The sequence below is a fragment of the Azospirillum formosense genome (genome assembly GCF_040500525.1).
Classification (GTDB): Bacteria; Pseudomonadota; Alphaproteobacteria; order Azospirillales; family Azospirillaceae; genus Azospirillum; species Azospirillum formosense_A.
Map to the genome: position 1 here is coordinate 1,472,513 of NZ_CP159402.1, position 22,941 is coordinate 1,495,453.

Annotated in this window: 23 protein-coding genes; 11 read left to right on the top strand and 12 right to left on the bottom strand. The window is 68.8% G+C overall.

The window, feature by feature from the left end:
- Positions 1–96 precede the first annotated feature (96 nt).
- From ABVN73_RS07055 to ABVN73_RS07065, 3 genes are read left to right on the top strand one after another with little or no spacing between them, the layout of a single operon-like run.
- Entirely contained in the window at positions 97–372 is a 276-nt protein-coding gene (locus ABVN73_RS07055) for a rubredoxin (RefSeq protein ID WP_353857385.1), read from the top strand.
- A gap of 50 nt (positions 373–422) precedes the next feature.
- Positions 423–878, top strand: coding sequence for an Lrp/AsnC family transcriptional regulator (locus ABVN73_RS07060; RefSeq protein ID WP_353857386.1), 456 nt, complete (start codon positions 423–425; stop codon positions 876–878).
- Between the two features lie 19 nt (positions 879–897).
- Complete coding sequence (locus ABVN73_RS07065) at positions 898–1,521, top strand: LysE family transporter (RefSeq protein WP_353857387.1); 624 nt, start codon at positions 898–900, stop codon at positions 1,519–1,521.
- A 29-nt stretch (positions 1,522–1,550) separates the two neighbouring features.
- On the opposite strand, the gene ABVN73_RS07070 is transcribed toward ABVN73_RS07065, so the two are convergent.
- The gene (locus ABVN73_RS07070) at positions 1,551–1,679 is read right to left on the bottom strand and encodes a hypothetical protein (RefSeq protein ID WP_256380053.1); all 129 of its coding nucleotides are present in this window, start codon (positions 1,677–1,679) and stop codon (positions 1,551–1,553) included.
- A gap of 314 nt (positions 1,680–1,993) precedes the next feature.
- Here ABVN73_RS07070 and ABVN73_RS07075 point away from each other — a divergent pair, with 314 nt between their 5' ends.
- Positions 1,994–3,049, top strand: a complete 1,056-nt coding sequence (locus ABVN73_RS07075) for a patatin-like phospholipase family protein (protein WP_353857388.1) — start codon at positions 1,994–1,996, stop codon at positions 3,047–3,049.
- A 6-nt stretch (positions 3,050–3,055) separates the two neighbouring features.
- Here ABVN73_RS07075 and ABVN73_RS07080 read toward each other — a convergent pair whose 3' ends face one another.
- On the bottom strand, positions 3,056–4,015 hold the full coding sequence (locus ABVN73_RS07080; protein ID WP_353857389.1) for an SAM-dependent methyltransferase: 960 nt from the start codon (positions 4,013–4,015) through the stop codon (positions 3,056–3,058).
- A gap of 9 nt (positions 4,016–4,024) precedes the next feature.
- Entirely contained in the window at positions 4,025–5,011 is a 987-nt protein-coding gene (locus ABVN73_RS07085) for a dienelactone hydrolase family protein (RefSeq protein ID WP_353857390.1), read from the bottom strand.
- 192 nt (positions 5,012–5,203) lie between these two features.
- On the opposite strand from ABVN73_RS07085, the gene ABVN73_RS07090 reads away from it, so the two are divergent.
- Both ABVN73_RS07090 and ABVN73_RS07095 read left to right on the top strand, forming a co-directional pair.
- On the top strand, positions 5,204–5,485 hold the full coding sequence (locus ABVN73_RS07090) for a (2Fe-2S)-binding protein (RefSeq protein ID WP_353857391.1): 282 nt from the start codon (positions 5,204–5,206) through the stop codon (positions 5,483–5,485).
- Positions 5,486–6,029: 544 nt separating this feature from the next.
- Positions 6,030–6,350: a hypothetical protein gene (locus tag ABVN73_RS07095; RefSeq protein WP_353857392.1), complete on the top strand. Its 321-nt coding sequence runs from the start codon at positions 6,030–6,032 to the stop codon at positions 6,348–6,350.
- A 20-nt stretch (positions 6,351–6,370) separates the two neighbouring features.
- Here the strand turns inward: ABVN73_RS07095 and ABVN73_RS07100 are convergent, their stop codons facing one another.
- From ABVN73_RS07100 to ABVN73_RS07110, 3 genes are all read right to left on the bottom strand, one after another.
- Positions 6,371–8,134 carry a sensor histidine kinase gene (locus ABVN73_RS07100; protein WP_353857393.1) on the bottom strand — a complete coding sequence of 588 codons (1,764 nt, stop codon included), beginning with the start codon at positions 8,132–8,134 and terminating at the stop codon, positions 6,371–6,373.
- A gap of 132 nt (positions 8,135–8,266) precedes the next feature.
- Positions 8,267–8,869, bottom strand: a complete 603-nt coding sequence (locus ABVN73_RS07105) for a response regulator (protein WP_353857394.1) — start codon at positions 8,867–8,869, stop codon at positions 8,267–8,269.
- The gene (locus ABVN73_RS07110) at positions 8,862–10,883 is read right to left on the bottom strand and encodes a PAS domain S-box protein (RefSeq protein ID WP_353857395.1); all 2,022 of its coding nucleotides are present in this window, start codon (positions 10,881–10,883) and stop codon (positions 8,862–8,864) included. The genes ABVN73_RS07105 and ABVN73_RS07110 overlap by 8 nt, the downstream gene beginning before the upstream one ends.
- A 150-nt stretch (positions 10,884–11,033) precedes the next feature.
- Between ABVN73_RS07110 and ABVN73_RS07115 the strand changes: the two genes are divergently transcribed.
- From ABVN73_RS07115 to ABVN73_RS07125, 3 genes are all read left to right on the top strand, one after another.
- Positions 11,034–12,044, top strand: a complete 1,011-nt coding sequence (locus tag ABVN73_RS07115) for a TRAP transporter substrate-binding protein (protein WP_137138770.1) — start codon at positions 11,034–11,036, stop codon at positions 12,042–12,044.
- Positions 12,045–12,180: 136 nt separating this feature from the next.
- Positions 12,181–12,879 carry a TRAP transporter small permease gene (locus ABVN73_RS07120; protein ID WP_353857396.1) on the top strand — a complete coding sequence of 233 codons (699 nt, stop codon included), beginning with the start codon at positions 12,181–12,183 and terminating at the stop codon, positions 12,877–12,879.
- Complete coding sequence (locus ABVN73_RS07125; RefSeq protein WP_353857397.1) at positions 12,876–14,174, top strand: TRAP transporter large permease subunit; 1,299 nt, start codon at positions 12,876–12,878, stop codon at positions 14,172–14,174. The genes ABVN73_RS07120 and ABVN73_RS07125 overlap by 4 nt, the downstream gene beginning before the upstream one ends.
- 92 nt (positions 14,175–14,266) lie before the next feature.
- Here ABVN73_RS07125 and ABVN73_RS07130 read toward each other — a convergent pair whose 3' ends face one another.
- The 3 genes from ABVN73_RS07130 to ABVN73_RS07140 form a co-directional block, all read right to left on the bottom strand.
- On the bottom strand, positions 14,267–14,623 hold the full coding sequence (locus tag ABVN73_RS07130) for a zinc ribbon domain-containing protein YjdM (RefSeq protein ID WP_038527454.1): 357 nt from the start codon (positions 14,621–14,623) through the stop codon (positions 14,267–14,269).
- A 120-nt stretch (positions 14,624–14,743) separates the two neighbouring features.
- Complete coding sequence (locus ABVN73_RS07135; protein WP_353857398.1) at positions 14,744–16,342, bottom strand: methyl-accepting chemotaxis protein; 1,599 nt, start codon at positions 16,340–16,342, stop codon at positions 14,744–14,746.
- Positions 16,343–16,402: 60 nt separating this feature from the next.
- Complete coding sequence (locus tag ABVN73_RS07140; RefSeq protein ID WP_353857399.1) at positions 16,403–17,158, bottom strand: transporter substrate-binding domain-containing protein; 756 nt, start codon at positions 17,156–17,158, stop codon at positions 16,403–16,405.
- Between the two features lie 223 nt (positions 17,159–17,381).
- Here ABVN73_RS07140 and ABVN73_RS07145 point away from each other — a divergent pair, with 223 nt between their 5' ends.
- Complete coding sequence (locus tag ABVN73_RS07145; protein WP_353857400.1) at positions 17,382–19,433, top strand: molybdopterin oxidoreductase family protein; 2,052 nt, start codon at positions 17,382–17,384, stop codon at positions 19,431–19,433.
- 132 nt (positions 19,434–19,565) lie between these two features.
- Positions 19,566–20,660: a nitronate monooxygenase gene (locus ABVN73_RS07150; protein ID WP_353857401.1), complete on the top strand. Its 1,095-nt coding sequence runs from the start codon at positions 19,566–19,568 to the stop codon at positions 20,658–20,660.
- 10 nt (positions 20,661–20,670) lie between these two features.
- Here the strand turns inward: ABVN73_RS07150 and ABVN73_RS07155 are convergent, their stop codons facing one another.
- The 3 genes from ABVN73_RS07155 to ABVN73_RS07165 all read right to left on the bottom strand — a co-directional run bounded on the left by ABVN73_RS07155 (position 20,671) and on the right by ABVN73_RS07165 (position 22,916).
- Positions 20,671–21,708, bottom strand: coding sequence for a GGDEF domain-containing protein (locus ABVN73_RS07155; RefSeq protein WP_353857402.1), 1,038 nt, complete (start codon positions 21,706–21,708; stop codon positions 20,671–20,673).
- A gap of 120 nt (positions 21,709–21,828) precedes the next feature.
- Positions 21,829–22,341 (bottom strand): pentapeptide repeat-containing protein, encoded by a 513-nt coding sequence (locus ABVN73_RS07160; RefSeq protein WP_353857403.1) that lies wholly within the window; start codon positions 22,339–22,341, stop codon positions 21,829–21,831.
- Between the two features lie 80 nt (positions 22,342–22,421).
- Positions 22,422–22,916, bottom strand: coding sequence for a thioesterase family protein (locus tag ABVN73_RS07165; protein ID WP_353857404.1), 495 nt, complete (start codon positions 22,914–22,916; stop codon positions 22,422–22,424).
- Between the last annotated feature and the right edge of the window lie 25 nt (positions 22,917–22,941).

The following is a 22,941-nucleotide window of genomic DNA, read 5'->3' on the forward strand; positions in this document are numbered from 1 at the left end:
CGCGCGCCCCTTCCCTCCCCTTCGCTCCACGACCGTCATCATCCCGCAAAGGACCCGGGGCATAGTGCGGCACCGCCATCGGCCGGACGCTTCGCCATGCCCACCCTTCCCCGCCCCCTCCGGCGGCGTGGCGCCCTGCGCCTGATCGCCGCCATCCTCGCCTTGTTCGCCCCCACCGCGCGGGCCGAGGACCCGCGCCTGTCCGAAATCTGGCGGTGCGGCGGCGATCGCCCCGGCTACGAGCATCACCCCCGCGACGGCGCCCCGGAGCACGGCGCGCCGGCGGGCACCGCCTTCCAGGATTTGCCGGGTGACTGGTTCTGCCCGCGCTGCGGCGCCGGCAAGCCGGACTTCCGCCGGATGGGCGGTTGATCGGAAAATTCTCCTTGTTAAACGCCGCATTATCGGCAATTATTTCGGCCATGGACGATACCGACCGCAAAATCATCGCACACATTCAGCAAGACGGACGCGCTTCCTACGCCGACATCGGATCGGCGGCCGGACTCTCGGTGTCCGCCGTGAACGAGCGGCTGAAGAAGCTGCAGGCCAACGGCGTGATCCAGGGGTGGGGGGCGCGGCTGTCGCCCAAAGCCGCCGGGCTGGACGTGCTGGCCTTCGTCGAGGTGCTGCTCGACCGTCCGGAGCATGACGCGCCTTTCCGCGACGCCATGCGCGCCACCCCGGCGGTTCAGGAGTGCCACCACGTCACCGGGGACTGGTCCTATCTGCTCAAGGTGCGCGTGGCCGACACGGAGGCGCTCGAACGCTTCCTCTCCGACCGGCTGAAGGCGCTGCCCGGCGTCGTGCGCTCCCACACCGTCATCGCGCTTTCCTCGGTCAAGGAGACGCCGATCCTTCCCATCGAGTCCGACTGACCCAACCGGAGCATTCGCCATGGACGCCCTGCCCGCCCTGCTGAAGGGGCTGATCATCGGATTCAGCATCGCCGCCCCGGTCGGGCCGATCGGGCTGCTGTGCATCCGGCGCACCCTGGCCGACGGGCCGGCGCACGGCTTCGTCAGCGGGCTGGGTGCCGCCAGCGCGGACGCGGTCTATGGCGCCATCGCCGGCTTCGGGGTGGCCCTGATCACCGACGCGCTCTTGGGTGCGCAGGTGGCGCTGAAACTGGTTGGCGGACTGATGCTGCTGTGGCTGGGCTGGAGCACCCTGCGCGCCCGTCCGGCGGAACGCGCCGCGGACGCCCGCGGCGGCGGCGGTCTGGCCGGGGCCTACGCCTCCACCTTCGCGCTGACGCTCGCCAACCCGGCAACCATTCTCAGCTTCGCCGCGGTGTTCGGCGGGCTGGGCGTGTCGGCGGGGGATGGCAGCAGCACCGGGGTGGCCGCCCTGCTCGTCGCGGGCGTCTTCACCGGGTCGGCGATGTGGTGGTTGGGGCTCAGCGCCTCGGTCGGGGCGTTCCGGCGCCGGGTCACGCCCGCCGCCATGCTGTGGATCAACCGCGCCTCGGGCGCGGTGCTGGGAGCGTTCGGGATCGCGGCCCTCGCCTCTCTGCTGTGAGGCGGCATGCGCCGGTCACCCGGGGCCGATCAGAACAGAATGGTCACCGGACCGCCCAGCGCGACCGCGGCGACGATCAGGATGGCCACCGCCGTCAGCTTCTCCGCTGCCGACCAGCGCTGCCAATCCTTCTTGAAACTCTTGAGATCCTGGGCCATGGCAACCTCCGCCATCCCTGACTGTCCGTGTTGAGAGCGACAATGGACGTTTCCAGTTGATGTTTGGTTAACGTCGCCCGGAAACTCTTTCATCCATCGCAATGCCACAGGTAATCGGAAGAAAAACTGATGCAAGTCAAATAGAGGGCAAAAGCGGGTACAATTTTCGGCATCCCCCATGCGGAGCCCCCCGGGCGCGTCCCGCGTCCCCCGGATGGAAGGGTTTCCGCCGGGGGGCCGATGCCCCAAATCCCTTTGGACACCCATCGACGCGTCGGTGCCGGACAAGCCTGACCGAGCCCACAAGACACGAGGTGCTGGCGGTGAGCGGACTGAAGATCGGACTGGCCCTGGGCAGCGGGGCGGCGCGCGGATGGGCGCACATCGGCGTTCTGCGCGCGCTGGAGGAGATCGGGGTCGAGCCCGACGTGATCTGCGGAACCTCCATCGGCGCAGTGGTCGGCGCGGCCTACCTGACGGACCAGTTGGACGAGTTGCAGGCCTGGGCGCAGAGCATGGGCTGGCTCGGCATGCTCGGAATCATCGACCTGACCTTCCGCCGCGGCGGGCTGCTGGCCGCCGACCGCACCTTCGACCGCTTCCGCAACCACCGGACCGAAGTCACCATCGATCAGCTGCGCAAGCCCTTCGCCGCGGTCGCCACCGACCTCAGCACCGGGCGGGAGATCTGGCTGCGCGACGGGCCGATGCTCAGCGCGGTGCAGGCGTCGGCCGCCATGCCCGGCCTGTTTCCGGCGGTGCGGCGCGACGACCACTGGCTGGTGGACGGCGCGCTGGTCAATCCGGTGCCGGTGTCGTTGTGCCGCGCGCTGGGGGCCGACGTGGTGATCGCGGTCAATCTGAACAGCGAGCTGTCGCCGCTGAGCCGCCCATCGGGGCGCGGCGCCGCCAAGCTGCGCAAGGCGGCGGAGGCCAAGCCGGCCCAGATGCAGGCGTCACAGATGCAGGAAGCGCGGATGCAGCAGGCCCAGCCCGTGCCGGAGGCGGCGATGGCCCCGGCGGGGGACGCGACCTCCCCCGTCTTTTCCACCCTGACCTCGCAGATCGCCTCCTGGATGGGGCGGCGGCCGGCGGCGCGCACGCGCTTCCTCGCCGACCAGCTGACGCGTGCCCCGGCCTCCAACGTGCCGCCCAACGTGATGGACGTGATGGCCGGGTCCATCGACATCATGCAGGACCGCATCACCCGCTCCCGCTTGGCCGGCGAGCCGCCGGACGTGCTGATCGCGCCGCGCCTCGCCCACATCGGCATCCTGGAGTTCGACCGCGCGGAGGAGGTGGTGGAGATCGGCTACGGCGCCGCGTCGATCCTCAAGCCCGCGCTGGAGCTGGCCCTGCGCCGGGCCTAGCGGCGCTCAGACGGGAGCCGCCGGCCACATCCAGGTCAGCTCGTGCTTGTTGTGGTGCAGGTGCAGCACCCGCCCGCCGGGGATCGCGGCGAAGGCGCGGGCCGTCTCGTGGTCCGTCTCGGCCTGGAACTTCAGCGTGCAGATGAAGCGCTTGGCCAGCCCGCTCTCCATCCACTGGTTCACCAGCCGCAGCAGGCGCGTGGGGTAGCAGATCACGTCGCAGCACAGCCAATCCACCGGCCCGACGTCCTGGGGCTTCAGGCCGAAGGCGCTCTCTTGGCGGAACTCGATGCGCGGCAGGGCGGCGATGGCCGGGTCGAGCGGCGCCTTGTCGACGCTGACCACGCTGGCGCCCAGCTCGTGCAGCACCCAGCTCCAGCCGCCGGGGCAAGCGCCGAGGTCGATGCAGCGGTCGCCCGGCCCCGGCTGTTCGCCGAACAGGGTCAGCGCTTCCCACAGTTTCAGATAGGCGCGGTTGGGCGGGACCGTCCGGTTCTCGACGAAGGCGACCTCGCCGTGACGGTAGGGGCTGGAGCAGCGCGCCGCCGCGACGATGGTGTTCTCGTCCAGCAGCGTCCAAGAGCCCAGCGGCGCCGTCGGCAGCGGCGACGGGAAGACCACCGGCTTGGCCGAGACGTGCGGCAGGTTCTCCTGGATCAGGCTGGCCCGCCGGTGATGGCGCAGCGTCCAGAGCGCCCAGTTGCGCTGGATGGAGCGCAGGGCCCGCGCCCCCTCCTTGATCGAGGCGAACTCGATCCGCACCGGGTCATGCCAGATGTTCTGCGCCCAGGCGGCGGGACGCGCCGGCCCGTCGGCGAAGACCAGCCGGTCCTCCACCGCCGCCACGTCGCCCAGTTCGGCCACGAGATCCGGTACGAAGCCTTCGGGCGCCAGATAGACGGTCTGCCCCAGGGGCGTGTGCGCCGGGAGTGGACGGGCGGACGAAGTGTCGGATGAATCGCTCATGCCGAGGGGCTAGCGCCCCTGGCGTTCGATTGCAAGAGCGCGGTCGAAGAAATCGGCGATCTCCGTGTTGAGCCGCTCGTGAAAGGCCGCGCGGTCGAAGCCCGGGGGGTCCTGAGCGGGCGGCCCGACCTCCGCCGCGATGTCCACCGGCACCGGCATCAGGAAGGAGAAGTGACCGGCGTCGCGCACCACCTCATACGCGGGCGGCGTCGGCAGGCGGTCGCGCACCCCCTCGACCTGGGCGGCGGCGATCTGCTCGTCCCGCTCCGCCCGGTAGAGGCGGATGGGGATCGTCACTCCGGCGAGGCCATCCTTGGAGAAAGGAACGCCGACCGGCGCCGCCAGGACGGCGGCACGGATGCGTGGGTCGCGCGCCTCGACGCGGGCCTGCGTCTCCTCGTTCCCGAGATGGCAGAAGCGCTCGCCGGCCGGCGGGGTCCGGCAATGGTCGGCGATGCGCCCCAGCTCCGCCACTCCTCCGGCCGCCACCAGAACCGTGTATCCGCCAGCGGAAAAGCCGAAGGCGCCGACGCGTTCACCGTCGAGCCGGCCGGCCAGACCCGGATCGGCCAGAACGTGATCGAGCGCGGCCGAAAGCTGGGCCGGGCGCTTGCGCCACATCCGCTCCGTGCCGGCGTCACGGTCGTCGTCGAAGGCGTTGCCCCGATGATGCACCGCCACGACCACATACCCCCGCCGGGCCAGCGCCATGGCGGTGTCGGCGTGGCCGAAGGCGCTTCCCCCCGCCCCATGGGACAGGACCACCAGCGGGTGGCGCCCCTCGGCCACCGGAGCGCCCTCCGCCACCCGGAACACGAAGGGGCCACGCCGCACCGGCGTTTCCGGCGCGTCCGTGGGGTACCAGACCACCGCGCGGGCGGTCCCGCCGTCCGCCGGGTCGGGAAAGGCCAGCGCGCGCATGCCCACCTCCGCCGCGGCACCGCCGGCCCAAAGGACGGTGGCTCCAACCACCGGCAGCCACCCATTTCGCAGCACCGCATCCTCCCGCCGCTTGAAGAAAGGCATCGACCACGGAGGTAGCCGCATCCCCCGTTCGCCAGGGCTGTGACATTCCGTCGCAATCCGCTCAAATTTGGCCGTCATGATTCAGATCAATTGACAATCATTCTCAGTCGCAGCACATTGGCCCGAGCACGACCGCACAACACGCACCGCTGCCGGGGGCCCATGTACGTCTGCATTTGCCACGCGCTGAACGACAAGCAGGTTACCAAGGCGCTGGAGAACGGCGCCCGCACCCCGGCTTCCGTCTTCCGGCATTACGAGCGTCAGGTCCAGTGCGGCAAATGCGTTCCAATGATGCGGGACATGGTGCAGAGCCACTGCGCGAACCAGTGCCCGTCCTGCCCCGGACAATCCGCCCCGAACCATGCCGTGGTGCAGCAACCGGTTGCCCTCCCGGAACCGGCCAACGCCGACGCGTTTCCCTACGGCGTCGCGGCGGAGTGACGGGCCTCGCCCTTCCCCACCCCACCAAGTCGCTGCACCGGGAATCCTCAGTTGCGCCCGACAGGGCAAAAGCAGCGACGGCCGCCTGACCGCCGTTGAGCGGTTTTTAATCCAGGGCATGCTCGCGCTATTTCGGAAGAAAATGGTCTTTTCGCACCGCTTTCTCCCGCTCGATGGAAACACCCCCCTTCCATTCGGCTGCGACAAATCGCCATAGACTTACACTCCTGGCCCGCTTGACGGGGCGGGAGCGATCGTGCAGAAAGAGTCCTACCGGATTCAAGAAATCCGAAGCATTCGGAGCGGCATGGAACGCTCCCGACTGGACAGGACACACAAAAAATCAAGTCCTTTGGAACTGGAATTGCTTTTCATATGTCTATGAAAGGCAACCGGATGGATTTCTTATTCAGGCGCCGCCGCCGTGTATTTGTGCAATGCACACGCTTTTGAAAGCGGGTGTCCAGCGCGCGGCGCCACGCTGGAAGACCGGCCGGACATCCGGTCCAAGGGTCCCCGAGCGATCCGAACGGAGGAGCGAGAGATGAGCCGCCGCAACCGGCACGCCCACGACACCAAATGCCGTACCCTGCTCCAGGCGACCGCCGACCGGCTGGACCGGTTGCGGTCGCAGGTGGAGCGGTTCGGTCTTGAGGGTCACGAGGGCATGAGCCGGGTCGAGTTGGAGCGCACGCTGGACGCCCTGCGCGGCCAGCACAACCGGCTGTCCGCCCGCGTCGAGGCGGCGCGCATCGCCACGGACGACGCCTGGCCCTTCGCGCGGGCGATTGCCGACCAGACGGCGGCGGAACTGACGGACGGCCTCGACAACATGGAAGCCCGCCTGAAGCGCGTGGCGGCCTGACCGGCCACCGCTGGGCCTTATCAATCGGCCTTGAGCAACACGACGGCGCCCGGTCCGGTCATCGGGCTGGGCGGCGGCGCGCCGGGCAGAACGATGCGCACCACCGTTCCCTCCCCGGGGGCGCTGCATAGGTCCAGCCGCCCGCCATGGGCCTCGATGAAGCGCTTGGCGAGCGGCAGCCCCAGCCCGGTGCCGGAATGGGCCTTGGTCATGTAGCTGTTCACCTGGCGGAAGGGCTCCAGCGCGATCTGGATGTCCTCCGGCGACATGCCGATGCCGGTGTCGGCGACGGTCAGGACCACGCAGCCCCCCTCGTCACGCATCGCGTCCGCGCGCACGCGCCCCCCCGCCGGGGTGAATTTGATGGCGTTGGACAGCAGGTTGAGGACCGCCTGCCGCAGACGGACGGCGTCGGCCATCACCGTCAGGCCGGGCTCGACCGGCGCTCCCTCCAGCCGCACGCCCTTCTGGACGGCCAGCGCCTCCATCAACTCCAGGCATTCGCCCAGCAGAACGGCGACCGGCACCGGCTCCGGGTAGAGTTCCAGCCGCCCCGCCTCCACCTTCGCCATGTCCAGCACGTCGTTGACCAGCGACAGCAGATGCTGGCCGGAGGCATGGATGCTGGAGATGTAATCCTGGTGCTTCGGCGGGCTGGGGCCGAACAGTCCGGACAGCAGCGCCTCGCTGAAGCCGATGATCGCGTTCAGCGGGGTGCGCAGTTCGTGGCTCATGTTGGCCAGGAAATCGGATTTGGCCAGATTGGCCGCCTCGGCATGCTCCTTTTCAGCCTCCAGCCGGCGGCGCTGCTCCGCGAGCATGGCCTCGCGGGCGACGCGGGCCTCGCGTTCGGCGTGGCGGCGCCGGCGGACGTGGCGCGTCACCACCAGCGACAGCACCAGGGTCGCCAGACCGGCGCCCGCCGCACCGGCCAGGATGGTGGTGCGCGTCCGGTTCAACTGGCTGCTGATCTGCTCGAACGGGACGGCCACGATGATCGACCAGCCGGTTTGTTGCGACCGGTGAACGAGAACCAGCGCCTCATGCCCCTCCCGCGTCGTCGCCGAAAACAGCCCCGGATTCTTCCCCGTCAGCCGGGGCACCATCAGGTCCCTGACCCTTTGGCCGACATGCCGTTCCGGGTCGTGGGACCGCGCGGCGATGTTCATGGCGGGGTCGACGACCGACACCGTCCAGGCCGCGGGGATTCCGGACCCGCGCAGCACGGCGTCGAGCCCGTCCAGCCCGACCGCCAGCGACAGCACATGGCGGATCGACGCACCCTCCGGGTCATCCGGATCGAGGACCGGCGCGCGGACGATCAGCGCCGGACGCCCCGGCGGCCCGCCGGGAGGGAGGACACCGCCGAACACCGTCCGCCGGGTGGCGGCCACCTGCCGGGTCACCTCGTCCAGGCGCGGCGGCGGCAGGGCGGCGCCCAGCGGGTACTGCGTATGGAACAGGAAGGACATGTCCTCCACCGTCACCAACCCCAGCGCCAGCCAGCCCGGCTGGCTGCGCACGGCCTCCCCCGCCTCCGACTTCAGCAGGGCGAGGTCGTTCACCGTTTTGCGGCTCAAGGCGGCGAGAAGCTCCAGAGGCCGGGCCTTGCTCTCCAGCTCCCGGTCGATGGCGACCATGACGGACCGCGCCTGCGCCGCCAGTTCAGCCTCCAGCACGTCCTGCTGCCGGAGGTCCAGAATCCAGACCACCACCGCCAGGAACAGCAGCAGAGGGGCGATGGCGGCGAGCCCCAGACCAAGCGTCGACGAGGGCAGTCGCAAGGCACTCTCCGACCGTTTGCGGAAACGGAATGGCGTCGGGACTGGAACGGGAAAGACGGCGCGCTTCCCACCCCAATGGGTCGCGCGCATCCGCCCTTCTGTCAAGCCCGCCGGTTGTCCGTCCCCCTGCGCTCAGCCCACCGCCGCGAGAATGCGGGCGAGTTCCACCGCCGTCTTGACCCCCATCTTCTCGAAGACATGGGCGCGGTGAACCTCGACGGTCCGCATGCTGATCCCCAGCTCGTCGGCGATGACCTTGTTCAGCTTGCCCGCCACCACCAGCCCCATCACCTGCCGTTCGCGCTGGGTCAGGGTCGCCAGCCGGGCGGCCACGCCGGCCTGCCCGGCCTGACGCGCCCGCTCCCCGGCGTCGAAGGCGAGAGCGTCGATCACCCGGTCGACGAGGTCGTTGTCGTTGAAGGGCTTCTCCACGAAGTCGCGGGCCCCCTTCTTCAAGGCCGACACGGCGATGGGAACGTCGCCATGGCCGGTCAGGAACAGCACCGGCATCCGGCAGCCCATGGCGGTCAGCCTATCGAACAGCTCCAGCCCGCTCATCCCCTCCATGCGGATGTCCAGCAGAAGGCAGCCGGCCATGGCGGGATCGTAATCGGCGAGGAACGCCTCCGCCGACGGCCAGGAGGCCACCGGCACGTTGCGCGACTGGAACAGCCAGCCCATGGCGTCGCGAATCGCCTCGTCGTCGTCGACGATGTGCAGCTTCGGCTCACACATCGGCGGCTCTCCCGTCTGGGGCGCCGGTCGCCGATGGTTCGGAGAGGACCGGCAGGGAGAAGAGGAACATGGTGCCGCCGTCCGGCGCGGGCTCGAACCACAGGCGTCCCTGGTGGTGCTCGATGATGGACCGGCAGATGTTCAGGCCCATGCCCATGCCCTCGGTTTTGGTGGTGAAAAAGGGAGAAAACAGTTTTTCCGCATTTTCGGGCGAAATGCCACAGCCGCGGTCCTGAATGCGCGTCAGGACGGCGCCATCCTGCGCCTGCACCGTCACGCTCAGCCGGCGGCGGTCGCGCCGCGTCGCCGCCATCGCCTCGATGCCGTTGCGCATCAGGTTCACCACCACCTGCTGCAGCAGGATGCGGTCGGCCATCACCGTCGGCAGGCCGCGCCCCATCTCCAGAACCAGCTTCACCCCCTGCTGGCGGGCGTCGGCCTCCATCAGCGCCACGCAGTCCTCCAGCACCCGCGCCAGACAGCAGGGGGCGACGTTCGGCTCGCTCTTGCGCACGAAGTCGTGGATCCGGCGGATGATCTGGCCGGCCCGCTTGGCCTGCCCGGACAGCTTCTCCAGCGCCGTCGCCAGCTCCTCCGGCCGGACGCTGCCGGCCTGGAGGCGGTTCAGGCAACCGGTGCAGTAGCTGGCGATGGCCGACAGCGGCTGGTTCAGCTCATGCGCCAGGGTGGAGGCCATCTCGCCCATGGTGATGAGCCGGGCGGTCTGCTGCAGCCGCTCCTGCTGCTGGCGGGCCAGCTCCTCCGCCCGCTTGCGCTCGGTGATGTCGAGGACGGAGCCCATCCAGCCGGTGTGCCGCCCCTTGGCGTCGATCAGCGGAGCTTCGTAGATCAGCGCGTCGAACCGCTCGCCATTGGCCCTTCGGAAGCGCAGCTCGAAACCGTTGGCCGGCGCGTTGCCGGCCAGAACGGCGCGGAAGACCTCCTCGGTGTGGACGAGATCCTCGGGCAGCCAATAGGGCATGACCGGCCCGGCCCCCACCAGTTCCTCCGCCGACCAGCCGACCATGCGGCAGAAGGCCGGATTCACATAGATGATGCGCCCATCCAAGTCGCGGGCGCGCATGCCCACCGTCAGGCTGTCCTCCATCGCCTTGCGGAAGGCGTGCTCGGCGCGCAGAGCCTCCTCCGCCCGGATGCGCCGGGCGATGTGGCGGCGCACCGCCCACAGGCTCCACAAGGCCGAGACGGTCAGCGCGAAGATGGCGGCGATCAGGATGTTGCGGCCGAGGTTGCCGGACAGCTGATGCAGCGTGGCGACCAGGGCCAGACCGTGCCCCGGCGGATCGAAGGGCACGACGTGGCTGCGCCTCGGCTCCGGCATGGCGATGCGCGACTTCGTCCCCAACACCGCCCCATAGGGGTCGATGACTTCCAGCTGGTAACGCTGGGCGAACCACCAGGGCACGTGATGGGTCAGCAGGGCGTCGATCGACAGCACGCCGGCGAGCGCGCCCGCGAACTCCTCCCCGCGGAAGATGGGGATGACGATCTCGAAGGCGGTGTCCGCGGCCCCCAGCCGGTAGGGCGCCGAATAGGCCCGGCGGCCCGACGAACGGGCGATCAGGAAGGCGTCGGCGCGCGGGCTGGGGCCGAAGGCGTCGTCCAGCGCCGGGCCGTCGTCCACCGGCGGCTCCGACCGCACCGGCCGGCCCTGCGTGTCCAGCCGCACCACGCGCTGGATCGCCGGATTCACCGTCACGATGTGGCGCGCCATCACCGGGTAGTTCACCGGGCTGCTGTCCTCGCGCCCCAACGATTCGGCGAGATGCTGCAGCTTCTCCTCGTCGGACGTGAGCTGGAAATGGAGATTCTGCTCCACCCACAGGACGTCCTTGATGAGGGTGAGCGTCTCCTCCTCCCGCTCGCTGCGGTGGAGCACCCACAGGAAAACGCCGAACAGAAGGACGACCAGCGCCATCGCCACGATGGGCATGGCCTGCACCGGGCTACGCTGGCCGAGGCCATGGGCGGCGCTGGCCGCGCCGCCGGTCATTGGGGGGAGAGGTATCGCCACGGCAACCAACGCGTCAGGATCACAGCTACGGATTTCCACAATAGCGTCGGGGGAGAAATTATCGAACAATGAAAGAATATCAAAGGCCGGACCATCAGTCTGACCAACAACAAGTGGAGGATGACCCCTATGAAGTTCGTTTCGCTGCTGTGCGCCACTGTCGCCGCCGGCTGCCTGATGGCCGCCACCGCCGCCACCGCGCAGGAGCCGATCGTCATCAAGTTCAGCCACGTCGTCGCCCCGGAGACCCCGAAGGGCAAGGGCGCCGAGAAGTTCAAGCAGCTGGCCGAGCAGCGCACCGGCGGCAAGGTGAAGGTCGAGGTCTACCCGAACAGCCAGCTCTACAAGGATAAGGAGGAGCTGGAGGCCCTGCAGCTCGGCGCCGTGCAGATGCTGGCCCCGTCGCTGGCCAAGTTCGGGCCGCTGGGCGCCAAGGAATTCGAGATCTTCGACCTGCCCTACATCTTCCCCTGCAAGACCGCCCTGGTGAAGGTCACCACCGGCCCGATCGGCAAGCAGCTGTTCCAGAAGCTGGAGAACAAGGGCATCACCGGTCTGGCCTATTGGGACAACGGCTTCAAGATCATGAGCGCCAACAAGCCGCTGCACGCCACGGCGGACTTCAAGGGCCTCAAGATGCGCATCCAGTCGTCGAAGGTGCTGGACGCGCAGATGCGCGCGCTCGGCGCCCTGCCGCAGGTGATGGCCTTCTCCGAGGTCTACCAGGCGCTGCAGACCGGCGTCGTCGACGGCACCGAGAACCCGCCGTCCAACATGTACACCCAGAAGATGCACGAGGTGCAGAGCCACGCCACGCTCTCCGACCACGGCTATCTGGGCTACGCGGTCATCGTGAACAAGAAGTTCTGGGACGGCCTGCCGGGCGACGTCCGCACCCAGCTCGACGGCGCGATGAAGGAGGCGACCGAGTACGCCAACAACATCGCCCAGGAAGAGAACGACAAGGCGCTGGAGGCGATGAAGGCCGCCGGCAAGACCAAGTTCTACGAGCTGACCAAGGAAGAGCGCGCGTCGTGGCGCCAGGCGATGCTGCCGGTCCACGAGGACATGGCGTCGCGCGTCGGCAAGGAACTGCTGGCGAGCATCAAGACCGAGACCGACGCCGCCAAGTGCGAGTAATTAAGAGCGGCGAGTAACCAAGAGCGTCTGATCGGGCGGCCCGGCCGCCCGATCCAATCAAGCAAGACCAACGCACGGCCTTCGGCAAGCGCCCGCTCACTCGACGCGGGCGCTTCCTCCTGCGCGCGGAGCCACCATGCCCATGAAAATCCTAGACCATCTGGAGGAGATTCTTATCGCCTTCCTGATGGCCGCGGCGACGACGATCATCTTCGTTGCCGTCGTCCACCGTTATGCGTCCGGCATCCCCGTCATCCAGGACTACATCCTGCATTGGAATCTGGCCTGGGCGCAGGAGCTGTGCATCTACATGTTCGTCTGGATGGCGAAGTTCGGCGCCGCCTACGGTGTCCGCACCGGCATCCATGTGGGTGTGGACGTGCTCATCAACAAGCTGTCCGGCCCGATGCGGTCGAAGTTCATCGTGTTCGGCCTGCTGGCGGGAGCTTTGTTCACCGGCGTGGTCGGCACCATGGGCTCCACCTTCGTCTGGCACATGTCGGACACCGAACAGGTCTCGGCGGACCTGGAATGGCCGATGTGGATCATCTATCTGGCGATCCCGGTCGGCTCCTACCTGATGTGCTTCCGCTTCCTCCAGGTGATGGTGAACTTCCTGCGCACCGGCGAGCTGCCGCACCACGACCACGGCCATGTCGAGGGTCTGGAGGAGGACACCACCGACCCGCAGCGCGCCGCGCAGGACGTCAACTGGTTCGAGATGGACGACAACCTGCACCCGCACGACATCGCCCATCACGAGGGCCGCAAGCCCGGCAACGGCCCGGATTCCGGCCCTACCGCCGCTAAGGGACCGAAGGAGAACGACCGATGAACGCCGCCATCATCTTCGGCCTCCTGCTGGTCCTGATGCTCACCGGCATGCCGATCTCGATCTCGCTCGGCCTGACGGTTCTGACCTTCCTCTTCACCATGACCAACGTGCCGATCGAGGCCGTGGCGCTGAAGCTGTTCACCGGCATCGAGAAGTTCGAGATCATGGCGATCCCGTTCTTTATCCTGGCCGGCAACTTCCTGACGCACGGCGGCGTGGCCCGGCGCATGATCAACTTCGCCACGGCGATGGTCGGTCACTGGCACGGCGGCCTTGGCCTCGCCGGCGTGATGGGCTGCGCCCTGTTCGCGGCGGTGTCCGGCTCCAGCCCGGCGACGGTGGTGGCCATCGGCTCCATCGTGCTTCCGGCGATGGTCGCCCAGGGCTTCCCGAAGCAGTTCGGCGCCGGCGTCATCACCACCTCGGGCGCGCTGGGCATCCTGATCCCGCCGTCCATCGTGATGGTGATGTACTCGGTCGCCACCAGCGGCAGCCCGCACGCCGCCTCGGTCGGCCAGCTCTTCATGGCGGGCGTCATTCCCGGCCTGATGCTGGCCTTCGTGCTGGGCGGCGTCACCTGGTATCGCGCGCGCAAGTTCGGCTACCCGCGCCTGCCCAAGGCCAGCCTGGCCCAGCGGCTGAAGGCCCTGCGCGAGGCGATCTGGGGCCTGCTGCTGATCGTCATCGTCATCGGCGGCATCTACTCCGGCGTCTTCACGCCGACCGAGGCCGCGGCGATGAGCGCCGTCTACGCCTTCATCATCGCGGTCTTCGTCTACAAGGACATGCCGCTGCGCGGCGTGCCGAAGGTTCTGCTGTCCTCGGCCAGCATGTCGGCGATGCTGCTCTACATCATCACGAACGCGGTGCTGTTCTCGTTCGTGCTGACGTCGGAGAACATCCCGCAGGCGATCGCCGACTGGATCGTCGGCCAGGGGCTCGGCGTGATCGCCTTCCTTCTGGTGACGAACATCCTCCTGCTGATGGCCGGCAACTTCATGGAGCCGTCGTCGATCGTGCTGATCATGGCGCCGATCCTGTTCCCGGTCGCCATCAAGCTGGGCATCGATCCGGTCCATTTCGGCATCATGATGGTCGTGAACATGGAGGTCGGCATGTGCCACCCCCCGGTGGGCCTGAACCTCTACGTCGCGTCGGGCATCACCAAGATGGGCATCACCGAACTGACCGTGGCCGTCTGGCCGTGGCTGCTGGCGATGCTGGGCTTCCTGGTGCTGATCACCTACGTGCCGATCATCTCCACCTGGCTGCCGCGCGCTCTGGGGATGATGTAATCCCTCATCCCCGGGCGAAGGCCCTCAAGGAAAACCCCTCGCCGAAGCGCTCCGGCGAGGGGTTTTCTCTTTTCGGGGACGCCGGGGCGCCGTCACGCCTTCTTGACGAATTCCGACTTCAGGTTCATCGCGCCGATGCCGTCGATCTTGCAGGCGATGTTGTGGCCGTCGGCCCCGTCGACCAGACGGATGTTCTTCACCTTGGTGCCGCCCTTGACGACCAGGGACGAGCCCTTGACCTTCAGGTCCTTGATGACCGTCACCGCGTCGCCGTCGCTCAGCGCGTTCCCGTTGGCGTCCCGCACCCCCTGATCCGCCGCCGCGTCCGCACCCGCGCCGCCTTCGGCCTGCGGGTTCCATTCATGGGCGCATTCGGGGCAGATCCACAGCATGCCGTCCTGATAGACATGCTCGGAATTGCATTTCGGGCACTTCAATCCGTCGTCCATTTCATCCTCGCCGTTCGGGAGCGGCATCCTAGTGCGGCGAGGCGAAATCCGGAAACGCAACTTGCCCGCGGCGGGCATGCGCGCCCACCGCAGGCAGGTTGCGTGTCGTCCCAAGGACGTTTACGCCGCCTTGATCGAGGCCAGGAACTTCTGCACCTCGTCGCGCAGATCGACGAAGCGCGCCTGGAGGGTCTGGGCGACCTCCACCGACTGGCGGGCCGCCGTCGCCACCTCCGACGAGGCGCCGGAGGCGACGGCGATGCTGCGGGTCACCGTGTCGGCCTCGCCGGCCACGGTGCGGACCTTCTCGGCGATCTCGCCGGTCGCCGCCAACTGTTCCTGAACCGAGGCGGCGATCTCCGCCGAACGCTGGCTGAGCTGGCCGATGGTCTCGGTGATGGCGCCGATGGCGGACACCGTTTCCTGGGTCACCGACTGGATGGCGCCGATCTGGGTGGCGATCTCCTCCGTCGCCTTGGCGGTCTGGCTGGCGAGGTTCTTCACTTCGCTCGCCACCACCGCGAAGCCCTTGCCGGCCTCCCCGGCGCGCGCGGCCTCGATGGTCGCGTTGAGCGCCAGCAGGTTGGTCTGCCCGGCAATGGAGGTGATGAGGCTGGTGATCTCGCCGATCTTGGCGGCGCCAGCGGCCAGCGCCTCCACCGTCTTGCGGCTGGCGTCGGCGCGGTCGATGGCCTGGGCGGACATGGCGACCGACTGCTTCACGCTCTCCGCAATGCTGCGGATCGACTGGGTGAGCTGCTCGGCCGCCGCGCTGGCGGTCTGGACGGTGCGGCTGGTCTCGTCGGCGGCGCCGGCCACCGAGGCGTTGCAATGGTCGGCGCGCAGCGCGCTCTCCAGCATGCTGCCGGCGCTGCCCTTCATCTGCGAGGCGGCGGTGGAGGCCTCGCCGACCGTCGCCTGCACCGAGCGGTCGAAGGCGGCGGCAAGACGGGTCAGCCGCTCGCCCCGCTGCGCCTCCTCCGCCTGCCGGGCGAGCTTCTCGGCTTCGAGCTGCTGGCGATGCTGGGCGTTCTGGCGCAGCATGTCGATGGTGCGGGCCATGGCGCCCATCTCGTCGCGGCGGTCCAGAGCCGGCACGGCGACCGCGTAGTCGCCCTGGGCCAGCCGCCCGACCATGGCGGTGATCTGCATCAGAGGTCGCGTGATGGCCGAGACGACCAGATAGAGCGCCGCCATGATGGCGAGGAAGGCGACCACCCCGACGGCGACCTGGGTCGCCGCGTCGGCGGTCACCCGCGCCTCCACCCGGTCGGTGCGCAGGCGCAGGACGAACTCACCGATGGTCTTGCGCTGCCCCGCCTGCCCGCCGACGATGGGTTTCACCACCTCGATGAAGCCTTTCGCGGACTTCGTGTCGCCCACTTCGGCGACCACCCTGGCCTTGTCGTCGCGCACCTGGGCGCCGAGGAAGTCGGGGTCGGAGGATGGCGCCTTGGCGACCTCGCGCACCTGCTCGGTGTCGAAATCGTAGAGCGGAATCGCCGCCGCGCGGGCCTGCAGCGACGCCACCATGTCGGCGCGCGCCGCCAGCGTCTCCTTCGCCTGACTGGCCGAGCCGTGCACCCCCCAGGCGATGGCCAGCACCTGATAGACCAGCAGAACGCCGCCGATCAGCAGCAACGCCCGCAGGCGCAGCCCCAGACCGCCACCTTGATCTTCGCCGTTCTGAAATCCGCCCGCCGAGCCGCTGACCGTCATGATCCGCCCTTTTCTCTTGCTGAACAATCGGTTGCCGAACGGTCGGCGCCCGCCTCGGCACTATTGGGTCGCCTTGAACCCGGCTTCGAGCTTCGCCAGGACCGCCGCGGCGTCGGGGGTCTTCTTCGACACCACGATGTAGACGTCCAGGCTCTGGACCGGCGTGGCCTTCAGGTCGGCGAGCGTCTTCCCGCCCAGCGCCTGCTGCATCGGCAGCGAGTATTGCAGCAGCGTCGGCGCCCGCCCGGCCTGGAGAAGCTGCAACGCCTGATCGGCGGTGCGCGCATCGACCAGCTGCACCTTGTTGGCCGGGTCCTCCATCCAGGCGCGCCAGCCGCCGTAGGAATAGCCGTTCAGCGCGATGACCGCCTTGCCCGACAGATCCTCCTTCGCCTTCACCGCCGGGGCTTCGCCGATGCCGTAGGCGTTCAGTTCGATCCGGGCGATGGGGGCGGCGCTGACCAGCGTGGAGCCGTCGAACTCCTTGACCGTGCGGATGCCCAGGAAAATGTTGAACTCCCCGTCCGCAATGCCGGAGAAGAGGCGGCGGGCCGGGGCCGATTCGGCGGTGTAGGCGATGCCGGCCGCCTTGGCCGCCTTGTCGAAGGCTTCGATCAGGCTTCCCTTCGCGGTCCCGCCGTCGGTCTGGGTGTAGGGCGGGAACTCCACATAGCCGAGCTTGACGCCGTCCGCCCGCGCCGTGGCGATCCCCGGAGCGGCCATGCCGGCAACGGCTCCGACCAAGGCTCCGATCAGGCCGGCGAACACCCCGGCCCTCGGCGTGCGCCGGGCGCCTTCGGCAACAATCGCGATCATACGGCTTCCCCTTGCTGTGTCGTCCCGTGCTCGCGCCGACGCATTGACGTCCTTATGCGAGCATTTTTCCGGAAACATACATCTTTTCTGGACGCGCCTCCACAAGGATAGGGCTGCAATATTGAAATCTGATGGCAGTCCTTAAACAATCCTGACCGGTTGCGGAAAGCCGAACGCCGGACATAAGCTGACCACCGCTCTTTCCCCGCCGAGGCGCCCTTCCGTGAACTCCGTCTTCCTGCCGACCGCCTGCCCGCACGATTGCCCGAGCACCTGCGCCCTCGAAGTCGAGCGGGTCGCGCCGGACCGCATCGGCAAGGTCCGCGGGGCCGCCGCCAACAGCTACACGGCCGGCGTCATCTGCGCGAAGGTCAGCCGCTACGCGGAGCGCGTCCATTCCCCCGACCGGCTGAAGACCCCCTTGCGGCGCACCGGCCCCAAAGGGTCCGGCCAATGGGCGGAGATCGGCTGGGACGAGGCGCTGGACCGGATCGCCGACGCCTTTCTGGACGCCGAGCGCGTCCATGGCGCGGAAGCCGTCTGGCCCTATTTCTACGCCGGCACGATGGGGCTGGTGCAGCGCGGCGGCATCCAGCGGCTGCGCCACGCGAAGGGCTATTCCCGGCAGATCAGCACGGTCTGCGACACCCCGGCCAACATGGGCTGGCTGGCCGGCCACGGCGACATCCGCGGCGCCGACCCGCGCGAGATGGCCGACAGCGACCTGATCGTGAACTGGGGCGGCAACCCGGTGGCGACCCAGGTCAACGTGATGACCCACGTCAGCCGCGCCCGCAAGGGCCGCGGGGCGAAACTGGTCACCATCGACCCCTACCGCACCGGCACGGCGGAGGTGTCGGACCTCCACCTGATGCTGCGCCCCGGCACCGACGGCGCGCTGGCCTGCGCGGTGATGCATGTGCTGTTCCGCGAGGGGCTGGCCGACCGCGCCTACCTCGACCGCTACGCCGCCGGGGCGGACCGGTTCGAAGCGCATCTCGCCACCCGCACGCCCGAATGGGCGGCGGCGATCACCGGCCTGACGGTGGAGGAGATCGTCGACTTCGCCCGCCTCTACGGCACCACCAAGCGCAGCTATCTGCGGCTGGGCTACGGGCTGACGCGCGCCCACAACGGGGCGGCGCAGATGCACGCCGTGTCCTGCCTGCCGGTGGTCACCGGCGCCTGGGCGCACAAGGGCGGCGGGGCGCTCTACTGTTCCTCCGGCATCTACAGCATCGACCGTACCCTGTCGGAGGGGCTGGACCGGCTGGACACCACCGTGCGCGGCTTCGACCAGTCGCGAATCGGCGCGGTGCTGACCGGGGAGGACATCTCCAGCGGTCCCCCGGTCACCGCCATGCTGATCCAGAACACCAATCCGGCGGCGATCTGTCCGGACAGCGCCCGCGTGCGCCGCGGCTTCCTGCGCGACGACCTGTTCGTGGCGGTGCACGAGCAGTTCATGACCGACACGGCGCAGCTGGCCGACATCGTCATCCCAGCCACCACCTTCCTGGAGCATGACGACCTCTACCGCGGCGGCGGGCAGATGCACATCCTGATCGGCCGCAAGGTGATCGAGCCGCAGTTCGACTCGCGCGAGAACCACCGGGTGATTTCCGAGCTGGCCCGCCGCGTCGGCGCCGAGCATCCGGGATTCGGCATGAGCGCGTTGGAGATCATCGATTCCATGCTGAAGACCTCCGGCCTGACCGACGCCGCCACCCTGACGGAACAGCGTTGGATCGACGCCCAGCCGGATTTCGAGACCTCGCATTTCCTGAACGGCTTCGCCTTCCCGGACGGGCGGTTCCGCTTCGCGCCCGACTGGGCGGCGCTCGGCCCCTACGGCGCCGGCCAGTTGCCGGAGCTTCCTGACCACATGGCGCCGGGCCGCCCGGCCGACGCGGAGCATCCCTTCCGCTTGGTCACCGCTCCGGCGCGGCAGTTCCTCAACTCCAGCTTCACCGAGACGGTGACCGCCCAGCGCCGCGAAGGCCGCCCCACCGTCCTGATCCATCCGGAGGACGCGGCCGACCTCGCCCTGGCCGACGGCGACGCCGTGCGCCTCGGCAACGGGCTGGGCAGCGTCGTCGTCCACGCCAAGCCCTTCGCCGGGGTGCCGCGCGGCGTGGTGATCGTGGAAGGCATCTGGCCGAACAGCGCCTTCGTGGAGGGGATCGGAATCAACACCCTGACCTCGCCCGAGCCGATCCCGCCGGCGGGCGGCGCGGCCTTCCACGACACGGCGGTGTGGCTGCGCGCCGCCTGAGCCCAGGTCGGTGCCGATCTCCGAGGCACCCATCACCGGACATGATCCGTCCCATCTGAACAAATCATTTTTCACGATGGCCGGACTGCCCTAGCCTCCCTCCGCGGATCACCGAAAGCGGAGGGCGGCGCGATGCCGGTTCACACCACCTTGACCCAGCGCCTGGGCCTGTCCCACCCCGTCGTCCAGGCCCCGATGGCCGGGGGCGCCGACACGGCGGACCTCGTCGCCGCGGTGGGCGAGGCCGGCGGAATCGGCTTCATCGGGGCGGCCTATCTGTCCCCGGACCAGATCGCCGAACGGGCGCGGGCGATCCGCACCCGCACCTCCCACCCCTTCGGCATCAACCTGTTCGCCCCCCTGCCCGCGCCCGAAGCACCGGGCGCCGGGCGGATGGAGGCGGCGGTCGCCGCCATCGCGCGCTACCACGCCGATCTCGGCCTGCCCGCTCCCGGAACGCCGGTCCTGGGAGCCGACGGCTTCGCCGCCCAGCTGGCGGCGGCGCTGGACTGCGGGGCGTCGGCCTTCAGCTTCACCTTCGGCATCCCGCCCGCCGACGCGCTGGCCGCCATCAAGGCGCGCGGCATGCTCCTGATTGGCACGGCGACCAGCGTCGAGGAGGCGGTTGCGCTGGAACGGGCCGGCATGGACGCCGTGGTCGCCCAGGGGGCCGAGGCCGGCGGACACCGCGGCAGCTTCGCGACGGGTCCGGGCGAGGTGGACTTCGCCGCCGGTCTGGTCGGCACCATGGCGCTCGTCCCGCAGGTGGTGGACGCGGTGAACCTGCCGGTGCTGGCGTCGGGCGGCATCATGGACGGGCGCGGCATCGCGGCGGCGCTGGCTCTGGGCGCCGCCGGGGTGCAAATGGGCACGGCCTTCCTGACCTGTGCGGAGGCCGGCATCCCCGAGGCGCACAAGCAGGCGATCCTCGACGCCAGCGAGACCCAGACACGCGTCACCCGCGCCTTCTCGGGCCGACCGGCGCGCGGGATCGTCAACCGCGTCATGGAGGACATCGCCGACGGCGACGCCCTTCCCTTCCCCCTCCAGAACACGCTGACCCGCCCGATGCGCACCGCCGCCGCCGGGCAGGGCCGGGCGGAGTTCCTGTCGCTGTGGGCCGGACAAGGCGTCCGTCTCGCGCGGCGGCAGACGGCGGCGGAGCTGATGGCGCGGCTGGCGGACGAGGCCGGCGCCGCGGTCCGGCGCCTGACCGGCAAGGATTGACGGGCGGCGGTCAGCCCGCCACCGTCGCCTCCGCGCAGACCCGGTTGCGTCCGCCGCGCTTGGCGGTGTAGAGCGCCTCGTCGGCGCGGCGCAGCAGGGCCAGCAGATCCTCGGCGGGGCGATACTCCGCGGCGCCGACCGACAGGGACACCGACCCGTAATTGGCGTTGCGCGTCCGGTTGATGATCTGACGCGACCCCACGGAGGCGCGGAGCTGCTCGGCCACCTTGACCGCGTTGGCAAGGGCCGTGTGAGGCAGGATGACGCTGAACTCCTCCCCGCCATAGCGGGCGACGGTGTCGCGGCCCTTCACCCCCTCGGTCAGCACCTTGGCAACCAGCTTCAACACATGGTCGCCGACGAGATGGCCGTGCACGTCGTTGAAGCGTTTGAAATGGTCGATGTCCACCATCAGCAGGGTCATCGGCATGCCGGACTGCATCGCCTCCTCCGCGGCAGAGGCCAGCGCCAGATCGAAGCCCCGCCGGTTGGCGATGCCGGTCAGCCCGTCGGTCATCGCCTCCCGCCGCGCGGAATCCAACACGACCCGCAGTTCGGCCAATTGCTGGCTGGATTCGAGGAGCTGGCTCTGCAGGCGGGTCTGGCGGTCGACGATGGCGGTCGTTTCCGCCGCGATGGCCGCCACCATGGCGCGCAGCTCGGCCAGGCTCATCGGCTGGTCCAGCTCTCCGCGGAAGCCGGCCAGCGTCTGCCCGTAGCGATCGGTTTCCGATCCGACGCTTCCCAACTGCTCAAGGATGCGACCCAAGGCGACCCGCGCCCGCTCCGACGTCTCGCGGATGGCCTGCGCTTCGGCGTCCAGCGTGAAGAAGCGCTTGTACAGCTCGTCGCAATGGCCTTGCGACAGCAAGGCCCCATCGCGCTGGGCCAGTTCGATGGCCCGCGTCAGCTCCGGATGCTGCCCGCCGAAATAGGCGTACCAGAGGGTGAAGTTTTCCGGGTTCGGCAAAAGCCCGTGCGCGGCGATCCGTTCCATGGCGCGGTCCGCGAGAATCCGCGCCGTCTCGAAATCCTGATCGCCCGCCATCCTGCCCGCCTTTCCACCGCGCTTTGAAAAAAAAGCTACCGCAGCGGGAAAGAGACGGGCAAGCGACTTTCCGGTAAGGTAATTATATTACGATCTGTTTGAAATTTACTTGCTGGCTGCTCAGTTGCACTGGCCCAAGGATTTCTCGGCGCAGACCGTCGTACCGTCGATCCAGGTGGCGCCCGACAGATCGGCATGCCGCAGGTCCGCCCCGCCAAGCCGCGCGCCGGTGAAGTTGGCGTTGTGCAGGATCGCGTTCACCAGCTTCGCGTTGCGCAGGTCCGTTTCCTTGAAGGAGGCCCCGGTCAGATCGGCCCGCGTGAAATCGGCCTCGATCAGGCGGGCGCCGTCCAGTTTCACCCCCGGCATGGTGGCGCTGAAGAACTTCGCGCGATAGCCGTCGGTCTCCGACAGGTCGGCGTCCTTCAGCGTGGCCCGCTGGAAAGTGGCGTCGCGCAGCATCGCCCCGGCCAGCTTCACAGACGACAGATCGCGCCCGTCGAAATAGCAGCGGCGCCAGTTCACCTTCGGCTGCGCCGGGTCGGTGCATTCGGCCAATGCGGCGGAGGGGACCAGGGCGGTGCCCAGGAAGGTGGAAAGTACCGCGAAGGCGGCGAAAATTGTCGTCTTCATGCGCCAACAGATAGTGTCGCAGGGACCGAATAACAAAGGGTCCGGCGCAACAAAAGGCGGCGGCGGGCAGCGACTTACCGTCACGCCCCCTTCGGCGTCCGCAGCCCGACCGAACGCCCGGCCTGCGGCGGGACGGGCAGAGCGGCGTGCTCGGCCGCGATGCGTGTCAGCCGCTCCGCGGTTTCCGGAGCCAGCGGCACCGACCGGCGCTCCGCCAGATCGACATGAAGCAGGACGAACTCGGCCGTGGCGGCGAGGAATCCGTCCTCCTCATGGCGCATCTCGTGGAACAGATGCAGCCGTTTGGCGTCCGCGCCCAGGACCAGGGAGGCGAAGGTCAGCCCGTCGCCCTCCGTCACCTCGCGGGCGTAGGTCAGGTGCGCCTCCACCGCGAACATCGACCGCCCCTCGCCCTCCGCGTAGTCCTTGCCGATCCCGAAATGGTCGAGCACGGCGTCGGTCGCGTGATCGAAGGCGAGCAGGTAATAGGCCACGTTCATGTGGCCGTTGTAGTCGATCCACTCCGGGCGGACGGTTTCCCGGTGCAGGCAAAGCGGGGCGGGCGAATGGTTCATGCCCCCAAGGATAAGCGATGCCGCC